Source organism: Halomonas kalidii (genome assembly GCF_030010475.1).
GTDB lineage: Bacteria > Pseudomonadota > Gammaproteobacteria > Pseudomonadales > Halomonadaceae > Halomonas > Halomonas heilongjiangensis.
In genome coordinates this window covers 1-12,705 of sequence record NZ_JASCQN010000053.1, presented here as the reverse complement: position 1 = coordinate 12,705, position 12,705 = coordinate 1, and the positions used below count along the sequence as shown (strand labels likewise).

The following is a 12,705-nucleotide window of genomic DNA, read 5'->3' as shown; positions in this document are numbered from 1 at the left end:
GGCGATGAGCCCCCTTCGACAGTCTCGACGGAATCGCCCGCTGGCGCTGGGCGTCTACAGCTTCCGCCTGACGGCCACCTCACCCAAGGTCGACGGCCCCGTGGGCATCGAGGAGGTGCTGGGCCCCGATACCCTGCGGCTGCTCAAGGACCGCAACTTGTACCTGTCGGCATCCATTTGCCAGCTCCCGGGGCCAGCAACGCCTCGCGAAGCGACCCTGCCGAACTGATATCCTGAAGCCCCGATTGCTACCGACCGACTTCAAGGATGAACCGTGCCACTCCGGGATCTGCTGCTGGGCCTCGCCGTCATCGCCATCTGGGCGCTGAACATCATCATCATCAAGGTGGGGGTGGCGGAGATGCCTCCGCTGCTGATGACCACCCTGCGCTTCCTGCTGGTGGCCGCCCTGCTGGTGCCCTTCCATCCGGTGGCGCGACACCAGCTGCCCTTCCTGCTGTTGCTCTCGGTGACCTTCGGCACCCTGCACTTCGCGCTGCTGTTCATCGGGCTGGGCCAGGCCGAGGCGGGAACCGGTGCGCTGCTGGTGCAGATGGGCACGCCCTTCGCCACGTTGCTGGCGGTGTTCTTTCTGAGGGAACGGCTGGGCCCGAAGCGCCTGATCGGCCTGGCGCTGTCGTTCGCCGGGGTGGTGGTGCTGGCCGGCGGCCCCACCCTGCCGTCGCCGCTCCCCTTGGCCTTGTTGCTGCTCAGCGCCCTGGGATGGGCGGTCTCGCAGCTACTGATCAAGCGCGGGCCGAACCTCGCCCCCTTGGCACTGGCCGGCTGGGTGGCGTTGTTCGCCGTGCCCCAGGTGGCGCTGGGCTCGCTGCTCTTCGAGGGTGACCACCTCGAGGCCATGCGGCAGGCGGGCTGGGCCGGCTGGGGAGCGGTGGGCTACACCGCGGTGATGTCATCGATCGTCGCCTACGGGCTCTGGTACGGCCTGCTGCACCGCCACCCGGTCAACCGGGTGGTGCCCATGACCCTGCTGGTGCCGGTGCTGGCGGTGCTGTTGGGGGTGCTGTTGCTGGGCGATACCCTGGGCATCCACAAGCTCGCCGGCGGTGGCCTGGTGGTAGCGGGTATCGGCCTGATCGTGCTGCGCTTCCGGCCGAAGCGCGTCGAGGCGTGAATTGCTACGCTCAATCGCCGGGGACATCGGTCAGGCACTGGCTGCCGCTGCCCGACCAGCTGACGCAATCGCCCTCCTCGACACCCTTCTCCGCGAAGTAGCCGGCGTTGACCTCCAGTGCTGCCCGGTAGGGCACTCCGGGGTAAGTGACCGGGCACTCGCCGGGACGCTCCGAATCGCAGGGCTGCATCTGGCGAATCGCCGCGATTCTCCCGTCCGCGTCGATGAAGGCGATATCCAGGGGAATCCGCGTGCGGTACATCCAGAAGCCGTTGCGGGGCGACTGTTCGTCACGATAGAGGAACAGCATGCCGGCGTCGGCATCGAGGTGATCCCGGTCCATCAGCCCCTGGCCACGCTGGGGTAGGGTACGAGCGACTTCAACTCGCAGCCGGTGGGGCCCCTGCTCGCTGTGCAACGCCACGGTCACGGTGTCCAGGGGAACGGGGGCCTCGGCCAGCAGCGCCCGGGGCAACAGGGCGGCGGTCGGCACCAGGGCGGCAAGGCCCAGCAGCAATCGGCGGCGGGTCGGGTTCATGTCGGAGTCCTCGGAGTGGTAGCGACGGTGTCACCACGGGGCATCAGGTGGATTCCCGACGCCAGCAGCGACACCTGGACGGTCTCGCCGCGTGCCAGGGCGTTGCGGCGCGCGGCATGGGTGGAAATCTCGAAGCGCAGGGTATCCGGTGCGTGGTCGAAGGCGAGCGATACCGAGGTGATGCCACCCAGCACCACCATCTCGACCACCCGTCCCGACACCGGATTCTCGCGCTCCCCCAGCGAGGGGCGCCCCCGGCGGTGCAGCACCACGTCGGAGTGTGGCAGGTACCAGGCGACCCGCTGCCCCGGCGCCAGCGCCTCCAGCCCCCGGGCGACCTCGAGCCGCCAGGGCCCCCACTGCAGGCGGCGGTGGCCGCCCGCTTCCGCCACCTCGCCCTCGAAGACGTTGTGACGGTCCAGCAGCCGGGCCACTTCGGGGCTGGCCGGGTGCCGGAACAGCACCTCCGGGACATCCTGCTGCAAGCTGCGGCCGGCGTGCAGCACGCAGAGCCGGTCGGCCAGCGCGGAGGCCTCGTCGAGGTCGTGGGTGACCAGCACGATGGGAATGCGGATCTGTTCGCGCAGCAGCGCCAGCTCCCGCTGCAGGCGCCGCCGGGTGACCTGGTCCACCGCCGAGAAGGGCTCGTCGAGCAGCAGCACCCGCGGGCTCCTGGCCAGGGCCCGGGCCAAGGCGACCCGCTGGCGCTGGCCGCCGGAGAGCTCGGCAGGGTGTCGCTCGGCCAGCCCCTCCAGGCGCACCCGGGCGAGCCAGGCATGGGCCTGCGCGCGGCGCGCGGCAGCCGGCAGGTGGCCCAGCGCCACCATGACATTGGCCAGGGCGCTCAGGTGGGGGAAGAGCGCGTAGTCCTGGAACACCAGCCCCACCCGGCGCTGCTGGGGACGCAGCGAACGACCTCCGGCGGCATCGAACCAGGTCTCGCCGGCACAGCGCACCCGGCCGCCGGCCGGCCGGTAGAGACCGGCGATGGCCCGCAGCAGGGTGGTCTTGCCGCTGCCGGAGGGCCCCACCAGGGCCAGCAGCTCGCCGGGCTCACAGTGGAAATCCGCGGCCAGGGGAATCGGCCCGGGCTGGTGCAGGCTGACCTCGAGGCTTGCGTCAAGCAGGGCGAGCGGGGATTCAGGCACGGCGCCACCTCCGGCGCCCGGCCAGGCCATAGACCACGCCGATGGTCAGGAAGGAGACCAGCAGCAGCATGGCCGACATGATGCCGGCACCGGCCTCGTCGAAGGCCTGGACGCGATCGTAGATGGCGATGGCCAGGGTGCGGGTCTCGCCGTCGATGGAGCCGCCGACCATCAGGATCACGCCGAACTCGCCGAGGGTGTGGGCGAAGGTCAGCGCCAGCGCCGAGACGATCCCCGGCCAGACCAGCGGCAGCTCGATGCGCACGAAGGTCTGCCAGGGCAAAAGGCCGCTGCACCAGGCCGCTTCACGCAGGTTGGGGGGGATCGCCTCGAAGGCGCGCTGGATCGGCTGCACGGCGAACGGCAGGTTGGCCACCAGCGAGGCGAGCAGGATGCCGCCGAAGGTGAAGTTGAGCCCGCTCCCGGCCAGACGCTGCCAGAGGGCACCGAAGGGGGCGTCGGCGCCGAACGACTGCATCAGGTAGAAGCCCAGTACCGTGGGCGGCATCACCAGCGGCAGGGCGACGAGGGCCTCGACCAGCGGCTTGCCGCGGCCCCGGGTAGTGGCCAGAGCGCGCCCCAGCCAGAGGCCGAAGGGTATCAACAGCAGGCAGGTGCCGCCCGCCAGCCGCAGCGAGACCGAGAGTGCCGTCCAGTCCATCAGGGGTGGAGTTCCGTATCCATGCCCGCCTCGCCGGGCAGCAGGAAACCGTACTGCGCGAGGAGTGCGCGGGCCTCTGCCTCCTGCAGCCAGGCATAGAAGGCTCGCGCCGTCTCGCCGGCGCCGTCGATCAGCACCATGCGCTGGACCAGGGGGGCGTGCCAGCTCTCGGGGATCGGCACGTGGTCGCCGCGCTCGGCAAGCGTCGGTGCCAGCACCAGGGAATAGGCCACCAGGCCACCCCGTGCGTCACCGGAGAGGGCGAACTGGGCCGCCTGGGAGACGTTCTCGCCCATCACCCGCAGAGGCGCGCTGGCCTCCCACAGCCCGGCCCGCTCGAGCACCTGCCGGGCCGCCACGCCATAGGGGGCATGCTCGGGGTTGGCCAGGGCCAGCCGCGGCCGGCCCTGACCCGCAGCGTGTGTGGCAATGGCCTGACGCACGCCGGCGAGTGGGTCGTCCTGGGTCGGCAGGTCGTCGCCACCGGCACGCTGCAGCCAGGCCAACCGGCCCACGGCGTAGATCACGCCTTCGTCCTCGGTGCGGCCCTCCTCGTGCAATGCCAGCACATAGGCCTCGTCGGCGGAGAGGTAGAGCTCGAAGGGCGCACCCTGGCTGATCTGGCGGCGGAAGTTGCCGGAGGAACCGAAGTTGACACGCAGCTCGCGGCCGGTCTCTTGCCGGAAACGCTCGGCCGCTTCGGTGAGGGCGAACTGCAGATCCGAGGCCGCCGCCACCGTGGGCACGTCCCCCATCGCCGATAGCGGCAGCAGTGATAGCAGCCCGAACAGCAGGGCATGGCATCCCGATCTCATCGCGTCCCTCGGTGATCCGCTCGCGAGGCGGCTTCCGGGCCGCCGATGACGGCATTGTCGGCCAGTGCGGCGGTGCGGACAAGGCGGAACCGCCAACGGGGTGCCTCGCCCTGACCCCGGTCAAGCCCGGGTCAGGCCTCGGCTGGACTCGGCCGGCCGAGAATCGCCATCAGGTCGGTCTCGGTCTCCCGGGGGCCGAGGTCGAGCAGGTTCTCCAGCGCCCGCAGGTGCTCGTCGACCACCTCACGCGCCCGCTCCGGCTCGCCGGCACGCAGCTGCGCCAGCAGCCGGGGGTGATCGCCATCCAGGTAACAGGAGGCGAGCGACGGACGCTTGTAGAGGGCGATGACGATCGAGGTGCGCAGGATCAGGTCGGTGAGCATGGCGCCGAGCACGCGATTCGGCGACAGCTCGGCCAAGCGGTGATGCAGGGCCAGGGAGTGCTCGATGCGTGCCGGCTCGACGCCACGCCGGTGAGCCTCGATCTCGCGCTGCGCCTCCTGCTCCAGTGCCAGCTGCGCCGCGTCGTCGAGCTGGCCGGCGAGCAGTGCCACCACCTCGCCCTCCACCAGGCGCCGGGCGGCGAAGGTTTCCCGGGTCTCCTCGATGCTGGGGGCACGCACCCGGGCGACCTGGTTCGGGCGCTGGTCGATCACGTGGTCGGCGGCGAGCCGGGTCAGCGCCTTGCGGACCACCGAACGGCTCACCCCGAAGACCTCGCCGAGGGTCACCTCGGGCAGGCGGGTGCCCGGGGGCAGGCGCTGGGTCAGCACCGCCCGGCGCACCTTGTCGACGATATGCTGATCGCTGATACGTATGCCCGCCGCCACGGCGGCCTGCACGTCTTCCTGCCAGGCGTTGCTCATGATTCCCTCATCTCTCTACTTGCCCTCACACGCACCTTGGCATGTTTCCTCGCGGCTGACTACAGCCTGCCGAATCATTGTATACAAAAAAGACTGCACCTCATCACCACTCGGCCCGGCACGATGTCCCGGCGAGCTCAGAAGCAGGTGATCATTTCCTCGGTCACCTCGAGGCGTTCGTTCGCCAGGCAGATGCGGCGCCACTTGTCGAAGGTCAGGCAGGGGTGCGAGACACCGAAGGCGATGATATCGCCCACACGCACCCCGTTGCGGATCGGCTCGCCGTCCTCATCGTCCTCCTCATCGCCCCGGGGCAATCGCAGGAAGGCGTGCTGGTCCATCAGCTTGACCACCTCCATGCCGGCCACCGACAGCGACTTGCGGGGGGAGCCGCCCTCGCGGTAACGCCGCAGCGGCTCGGGCAATCGGTCGCCGCCGACATCGCGACGCCCCATGGCGACGATGGCCAGCCCCGGCTCGGGCAGCGACTGTATCTGGGCGAATACCTCCAGGGCCGGCTCGAGGCCCCGCTCCAGCTCCGGGCGGCGGCCCAGTACCTCATGCTGGGCCTCGCGATAGAGCCCGTGGTCGTGCACCACATAGCAACCCGGGCGTAGCACCGGCACGAAGTGGGTGCCCAGGTGCGCCTCGCGGAACACCTGGGCGATCAGGTCGTACCAGGCCGACCCCGAGGCGGTGATCAGCGGCTCATGCAGCTCGATCAGGCCATCGTGGTCCAGCGCCTGGGCCACCTCGACCAGTTGCCAGGCATAGTCGCGGACGGCATGCGCCGGGTCGGGGCCGTACACCACCCCCTCGTAGCCCTCGAGCCCGGCCAGCACCAGCGCCGGCTCGGCGTCGATCAGCTCGCCCAATGCCATCACCTGGTCGTGATCCCGGCAGCCACAGCGGCCGCCTTTCACGCCCAGTTCGATCAGTACCTGCAGGCGCAGGTCCCGAGCCGCGAAGTAGCGCCCCAACTGGCGTACGTTGTCGGCATGGTCGACGACGCAGTAGAAGTCGGCTCCCGCCTCGACCAGGTCGGCGACGATCGCCATGTTGGCCTCTCCGACCAGTTGGTTGGCCATCAGCAGCCGCGCCATGCCGTGCGCGAAGGCCGCCCGGCACTGGGCCGCCGTGGCCAGGGTGATGCCCCAGGCGCCGGCCTCGAGCTGGCGCCGGAACAGCGCCGGCGTCATGGTGGTCTTGCCGTGCGGCGCCAGGCGCGCCCCGTGCTCGGAAGCGAAGCGCTGCATCCACGCCAGGTTGTGCGCCAGGGGCGCTTCGAGCACCACCGCCGCCGGCAGGCTGACGCCGCTCAGCAGATCGGGGGCCGTCTCGACCGTTCCCTTGTCGCAGCGCCAGCTCGTCGGCGCTGTCGGCATCTCGCTCATCATTGCTCTCCTGAAAGGCCATCGAGGGCCGTCCGTAGCTCGCTTGCCCGGCTCTCCAGGTTACCGAAGGCCTCGCCGGCAGCCGCCAGATCCCCCGACCTCGCCAGCGCCTCGAGGCGCTGCGCCGCCCCCCCGAGCGCCTGACCACCGACGACCAGGGCCGATCCCTTGAGGGTATGAGCCGCCCGGCGCAGGGTCGCGGCGTCTTCCCGGGCGATGGCCTCCTCGATCTCCAGCATCAGCCGGGGGCACTCCTCGAGGAACAGCTCGACCATCTCGTCCAGCAGTTCGCGGTTGCCCTCGAGGCGCCGCAGCGCGTCCTCTCGATCCAGGCAGGGGAGCCCTGCCTCGACATCACCGCCCGGCGCATCGTCCGTCGACACCGCAGGCGCAGGCGACGCCCCGCCGGGCGCCGGTGCCTCGACGACCCGGAACAGCTCGGCGGCCCGGAACGGCTTGGTGACATAATCGTCCATGCCCGCGGCCAGGCAGCGCTCCCGATCCTCCTTGGTGGCACTGGCGGTCATCGCGACGATCGGCACGTGTTCACCGCTCTCGCGCTCTCGTTCGCGAATCGCCCGGGAGGCGGCGAGTCCGTCCATCACCGGCATATGGATGTCCATCAATACCACATCGAACGCTTGACGCTCGACGGCGTCGAGGGCTTCGGCACCGTTGCAGGCCAACTCGACCTCGTGGCCGCGCTGGGTCAGCAGGTCGATGGCCACCCGCTGGTTGGTGAGGCCGTCCTCCACCAGCAGCACTCGCCGGGCGATCCAGTCGCCGGGAAGCGCATGGGAGACGGGCACCGCCTGGCCGTTCGCCATGGCGACGCCCAATGCCCCGGCGACGGCATTCAACAGCTCCGACTGCTTGACCGGCTTCATCAGCAGGCGCGAGATCTGCAGCCGCCGGCGCAACGCAGCATCGCCGGCGCGCATGCCCGAGGAGAGCATCAGGATCCGCATCCCGGCAAACTCGGGCCGCTCACGCATCCGTGCCGCCAGGGTGTAGCCGTCCATGCCCGGCATCATCACGTCGAGCAGGGCCAGCGGGAAGGGGGCGTCGCGGTGCCGGTCGAGAATCTCGAGCGCCCGCTGGCCACTGGCGGCGACCTTGGGCCGCATCCCCCAACTGGCCAGGATCTCCTGAAGGATCATGCGGTTGGTACGGTTGTCGTCCACCACCAGCACGCGCTGTCCATGCAGTCCCAGCGGCTGCCGGGCAGCCTCGTCCCGCGCCTCCGGCAGGCGGAAGGCGATGCTGAACGAGAAGCTGCTGCCATGCCCGCCCGGGCCGCCGGCGAGCCGGATCCGCCCCCCCATCATCTCGACCAGCTGGGCGGCGATGGAGAGCCCCAGCCCGGTGCCACCATCGCGGCGGGTCGTGGAGCTGTCCCCCTGGCCGAAGGCCTCGAAGACCCGCTGGCGCTGCGCCTCGGGAATGCCCACGCCGGTATCGCGCACCTCGAAGGCGATCCGCGCGCGGCCCTCGTCGAGTGCCTCGAGACCCAGGTCCACCACCACCTCGCCGCTGTCGGTGAACTTGATGGCGTTACCGACCAGGTTGACCACCACCTGGCGCAGACGCACGGGATCGCCGAGCAGCCGGTCGGGAATCTCAGGCGGGATATGCACCGCCAGCTCCAGCCCCTTCTCGTCGGCACGCAGCGCCAGGGTCTGCAGGGTATCGCTCAGGGTGTCGCGCAGGTGGAAGGCCACCGTCTCGAGCTCGAGCCGCCCTGCCTCGATCTTGGAGAAGTCGAGGATATCGTTGATCAGCCCCAGCAGCGTGTCCGCCGATTTCTGTATGATCGCCACGTACTCGGCCTGCTGCTCGGTGAGCGGGGTACGCTCGAGCAGTTCGGCGACGCCGATCACGCCGTTCATGGGCGTGCGGATCTCGTGGCTCATGTTGGCCAGGAACTCGCTCTTGGCCAGGCTGGCCTCCTCCGCCGCATCCCGGGCGCGGCGCAACTCGGCCTGGGAGCGGCGCAGCTCGACGGTGGCGGCCTGCAGCTCCGCGGTACGTTCCTCGACCCGCTCCTCCAGGCGGTGACGGTGCTCCTCGAGCTCGGTGATGTCCGAATAGACGGCGACGTAGCCGCCATCGCCGGTACGGTGCTCGCTGATCTGGACGCACATCCCGTCGCTGCGCGCGAAGTGATAGGGAGCGCTGGGGTTGCGATGCGCGGCGAGGCGTTCGGCGATCCAGGCCTCGCCCGTGGCAAATCCCGGGGGCGTCAGGCCGCGCTCGACCACGGCCCGCAGCAGGTCTTCGAATCGCATTCCCGGCTCGACCACATCGCCCGGCGTGACGAAGTGCTCCTTGAAGCGCGAGTTGTAGAGCACCAGGCGGTCGTCGGCATCGAACAGCGCGAAGCCCTCGGCGATGGACTCGAGCGCTTCGGTGAGCTGGTCGCGGGCCGCCTCGGCCCGGGTCTGGGCCTCCTCGGTCAGCCTCACCTGGGCCTCCAGGTTCTCCCGCTGGAGCTCCAGCTCGGTGATGTCGGTATAGATGGCCGCCACGCCGCCGTCACCGGTGCGCTGCTCGCTGATGCGCAGCTTGCGCTCCCCGGTGCAGACCGTGAAGGGCGGGCCCGGATTGCGGCGCTGGGCGAGGCGCCAGGCGATCCACTCCTCCGGGGTGCGCTCACCGACGCGTATGATGCCGCGCTCCACCACGGTGCGGATCAGCTCCTCGAAGCGCATCCCCGGCTTGACCATCTCAGGCACCCCCGAGTAGTCGCGGAACCGGGAGTTGCAGGCCACCAGGACGCCATCGGCATCGTAGAGAGTGAAGCCCTCGGAGATCGACTCTAGCGCCTCGATCAGTTGCTGACGCTGCAGACAGCAGGGCGCCATCTCTCGTGGCCGTTCGGGCTTCGTGGTCATGCGCCGCCCCCCTCATTCCAGACCGGCCGCGCGGCTAGGGAAAGACGCCGCGCAGCAGCTTGGCCTCGGTGACCCGCGACACCCCTTCGATCAGTGCCGCCGTGCGCATGTCGATCCGTTCCGCCTGCGCCCGCGCCAGGGTGCGCTGGAAGGCATCGAGCAGGGTCGCCTTGAGCCGCTCGTTGATCTCGTCCAGCGTCCAGGTGAAGTTCTGCATGCCCTGCACCCATTCAAAGTAGGAGACCGTCACCCCCCCGGCGTTGCCGAGGATATCGGGCAGCACGAAGATGCCGCGCTCGTGGAGCATCTCGTCGGCTTCGAGCATGGTCGGCCCATTGGCCCCCTCGGCGAGCAACCGGCAACTGATCTGGGCGGCGTTCTCCACGGTGACCTGGTTCTGCAGCGCCGCCAGCACCAGGATGTCGCAGTCGAGCTCGAGGAGTTCGTCGCTGTCGATCGTCTCCGCCTCGTGGTAGCCGGCCAGCACCCGATGTTCGGCGACATGACCCAGCAACGCCTCCACCGGGAGCCCTTCGCGACGATAGAGGGAGGTGGAGGCATCGCCGACCCCGATGATCCGGACCCCCAGATCGGCGAGGAAGCGTGCGGCGTGGCTGCCCACGTTGCCGAACCCCTGGACCACCGCGGTCGCCCCGGCGAGCTCCAGCCCCAGGTGTGCCGCCGACGCCTCGATCAGGTAGACCAGGCCGCGGCCGGTGGCCTCCTTGCGCCCCAGGGAGCCCCCCAGCACCACCGGCTTGCCGGTGACCACGGTGGGCACCGTGTGGCCGACCTGCTGGCTGTAAGTGTCCATCAGCCAGGCCATGACCTGCTCGTCGGTGCCCAGGTCCGGGGCGGGGATGTCCTTGTCCGGACCGATCATGTCGATGATCTCGGTGGTATAGCGCCGCGTCAGGCGCTGCAGCTCCGACTTGCTGAGGGTGGTGGGATCCACCCTTACCCCGCCCTTGGCGCCGCCGAAGGGCAGTCGCATCAGGGCACACTTCCAGGTCATCCACATCGCCAGGGCAGCCACCTCGCCGAGGTCGACATCCTGGTGATAGCGAATCCCGCCCTTGGTCGGCCCCATGGTGAGGACGTGCTGTACCCGGTAGCCAAACACCGTCTCTACCTGGCTGCGGTCGTCGCGGAGGAAAGGAAAGGAGACCATCTGGGCGCGCTGGGGGAACAGCAGGCGCTGACGGATGTTGTCGTCAAGGTTCATGTACTGGGAGGCCTTGAGGAACTGCTGCTGGGCCAGGCGAAACATCGGCGAGTCCCACTCGCCCCCCCGGGCCCGCGCCCGACCCAGGGTATAGCGCACGGCACGCCCCAGGGAGGCTCCCTTGAGGTGCGACTTGACCAGGTAGTCGTAGGCCCCCGACTCCACCGCCCGCGCCGCCAGCTTGACGTCGTCGAGGCCGGTGAGAATGATCACCGGCACCTGGGGCGCCACCAGGCGCACCCGCCACAGGGTCTCCAGTTCCTGGCTATCCGGCAGCACCAGGTCGAGCAACACCAGATCCACGTTGCCCTTGGCGAGCCGGGTCAGTCCCTCGTCGAGACGCTCCACGGCCTCGACCGCGCACTGCAGTTGGGCGTCGGCCTGGAGCAGTTGTTGCACCAGGCGGCTATGCAGCGGGTTGTCTTCGATCAGCAGCAGCCGAATGGGGAGATCGGGCATAAACGGAGCCCTCGCAGTGAGCCGATCGGCCGCCTGTCGGACGCAACGCTGATCTGCCGCGATGATCAGTCGCATCCAACAGGCTACCTAGCCTAAGCGTAGGCCAAGCCGGCTCGCTCGGCGCCGTTCCCCGCTACGTCACATCGAGGATCTTCAGGGTGTTGGTGCCGCCATGGGCGTTCATGTGATCGCCCCGGGTCAGGATGACATGATCGCCGGGCTCGGCAATGCCTTTCTCCACCAGCAGCGCCAGCGCCCGCTCGTTGACCTCGGTGGCGCTCATCTCGCTGGTGTCGAAGGGCAGCGAGACCACGCCGCGATAGAGCGCCATGCGCCGCTGGGCGATGGGGCTGTGGCCGAGGCCGACGATCGGCAGCCCCGAGCGGATCCGCGAGGCGATCAGCGGCGTGTAGCCGGAGGCGGTCATGCAGGCGATGGCGGCCACCCCGGCGAGGTGGTTGGCGGCGTACATCGCCGACAGGGCGATGGTCTCGTCGATCTGGGTGAAGCCCTCGTGGATGCGGTGCCCCGACTCCTGGGCGATCCGCTCGCGCTCGGCGCCCAGGCACACCCGGTCCATGGCCTCGATGGTCTCCACCGGGAAGTCGCCGGCGGCGGTCTCGGCCGAGAGCATCACCGCGTCGGTGCCGTCGAGCACGGCGTTGGCCACGTCGAACACCTCGGCGCGGGTCGGCAGCGGCGACTCGATCATCGATTCCATCATCTGGGTGGCGGTGATCACCGCGCGGTTGAGCGCCCGGGCGCGCTTGATGATGCGCTTCTGGATGCCGATCAGCTGGGCGTCGCCGATCTCCACGCCGAGGTCGCCGCGGGCCACCATCACCGCCTCGCTGGCCTCGATGATGCCGTCGAGGGTCGCCTCGTCGGCGACGGCCTCGGCGCGCTCGAGCTTGGCGACCAGGCCGATCTCCTTGCCCGCCTCGCCCAGTAACGCCCGGGCCTCGCGCATGTCGGCGGCGCTGCGCGGGAAGGACACCGCCAGGTAGTCGACGCCGATGTCGATGGCGGTCTCCAGGTCGGCGCGGTCCTTGTCGGTGAGCGCCGGGGCCGAGAGCCCGCCGCCCTGCTTGTTGATGCCCTTGTTGTTGGAGAGCCGGCCGCCGACCACCACCGAGGTGTGGATCAGGTGGTCGGCGACGCGGTTGACGTCGAGCACCAGGCGGCCGTCGTCGAGCAGCAGGCGGTCGCCGGGGACCACGTCGTCGGCCAGGGTCTTGTAGTCGCAGCCGACCCGGGTGGCGTCGCCGGCGTTGGCGTCGAGGGCCATGTCGAGGACGAAGGGTTGGCCCTCCTCGAGGTCCACGGCGCCGTCGCGGAAGCGGGCGATGCGGATCTTGGGCCCCTGCAGGTCGCCGAGTGCGGCGACGCTGCGGCCCAGGCGCGCGGCGATCTCGCGCACCGCGGTGAGGCGGCGGCGGTGGTCGTCGGCACTGCCGTGGGAGAAGTTGAGGCGCACCACGTCGACGCCGGCGGCGATCATCGCCTCCAGCACGCCGTCGCGGTCGCTGGCCGGGCCCAGGGTGGCGACGATCTTGGTGCGGCGGATGGG

At 69.9% G+C, this 12,705-nt stretch carries 11 protein-coding genes; 2 read left to right on the top strand and 9 right to left on the bottom strand.

Annotated elements, in window-relative coordinates; all coding sequences use genetic code 11:
- Positions 1-4 precede the first annotated feature (4 nt).
- Together QLQ85_RS20395 and QLQ85_RS20390 are read left to right on the top strand one after the other, a co-directional pair.
- Positions 5-229: a hypothetical protein gene (locus QLQ85_RS20395; protein ID WP_282740676.1), complete on the top strand. Its 225-nt coding sequence runs from the start codon at positions 5-7 to the stop codon at positions 227-229.
- 45 nt (positions 230-274) lie between these two features.
- Complete coding sequence (locus QLQ85_RS20390) at positions 275-1,135, top strand: DMT family transporter (protein WP_282740675.1); 861 nt, start codon at positions 275-277, stop codon at positions 1,133-1,135.
- 10 nt (positions 1,136-1,145) lie between these two features.
- On the opposite strand, the gene QLQ85_RS20385 is transcribed toward QLQ85_RS20390, so the two are convergent.
- From QLQ85_RS20385 to pyk, 9 genes are all read right to left on the bottom strand, one after another.
- On the bottom strand, positions 1,146-1,673 hold the full coding sequence (locus QLQ85_RS20385; protein WP_282740674.1) for a DUF192 domain-containing protein: 528 nt from the start codon (positions 1,671-1,673) through the stop codon (positions 1,146-1,148).
- Positions 1,670-2,821, bottom strand: a complete 1,152-nt coding sequence (locus QLQ85_RS20380) for an ABC transporter ATP-binding protein (protein WP_282740673.1) — start codon at positions 2,819-2,821, stop codon at positions 1,670-1,672. The genes QLQ85_RS20385 and QLQ85_RS20380 overlap by 4 nt, the downstream gene beginning before the upstream one ends.
- A complete protein-coding gene (gene modB / locus QLQ85_RS20375; RefSeq protein WP_282740672.1) occupies positions 2,814-3,482 on the bottom strand; it encodes a molybdate ABC transporter permease subunit in 669 nt (222 codons plus the stop codon). The genes QLQ85_RS20380 and modB overlap by 8 nt, the downstream gene beginning before the upstream one ends.
- Positions 3,482-4,297 carry a molybdate ABC transporter substrate-binding protein gene (gene modA / locus QLQ85_RS20370; RefSeq protein WP_282740671.1) on the bottom strand — a complete coding sequence of 272 codons (816 nt, stop codon included), beginning with the start codon at positions 4,295-4,297 and terminating at the stop codon, positions 3,482-3,484. Before modA ends, modB begins: the two co-directional genes overlap by 1 nt.
- 131 nt (positions 4,298-4,428) lie before the next feature.
- Positions 4,429-5,163: a GntR family transcriptional regulator gene (locus QLQ85_RS20365; RefSeq protein WP_282740670.1), complete on the bottom strand. Its 735-nt coding sequence runs from the start codon at positions 5,161-5,163 to the stop codon at positions 4,429-4,431.
- A 137-nt stretch (positions 5,164-5,300) separates the two neighbouring features.
- On the bottom strand, positions 5,301-6,548 hold the full coding sequence (locus QLQ85_RS20360; protein WP_282740695.1) for an amino acid deaminase: 1,248 nt from the start codon (positions 6,546-6,548) through the stop codon (positions 5,301-5,303).
- Between the two features lie 8 nt (positions 6,549-6,556).
- Complete coding sequence (locus QLQ85_RS20355; protein WP_282740669.1) at positions 6,557-9,451, bottom strand: hybrid sensor histidine kinase/response regulator; 2,895 nt, start codon at positions 9,449-9,451, stop codon at positions 6,557-6,559.
- Positions 9,452-9,485: 34 nt separating this feature from the next.
- Positions 9,486-11,135 (bottom strand): Glu/Leu/Phe/Val dehydrogenase dimerization domain-containing protein, encoded by a 1,650-nt coding sequence (locus QLQ85_RS20350; RefSeq protein ID WP_282740668.1) that lies wholly within the window; start codon positions 11,133-11,135, stop codon positions 9,486-9,488.
- A gap of 133 nt (positions 11,136-11,268) precedes the next feature.
- Positions 11,269-12,705: pyruvate kinase (gene pyk / locus QLQ85_RS20345; RefSeq protein WP_282740667.1), on the bottom strand; the 1,437-nt coding region annotated here is incomplete at its 5' end.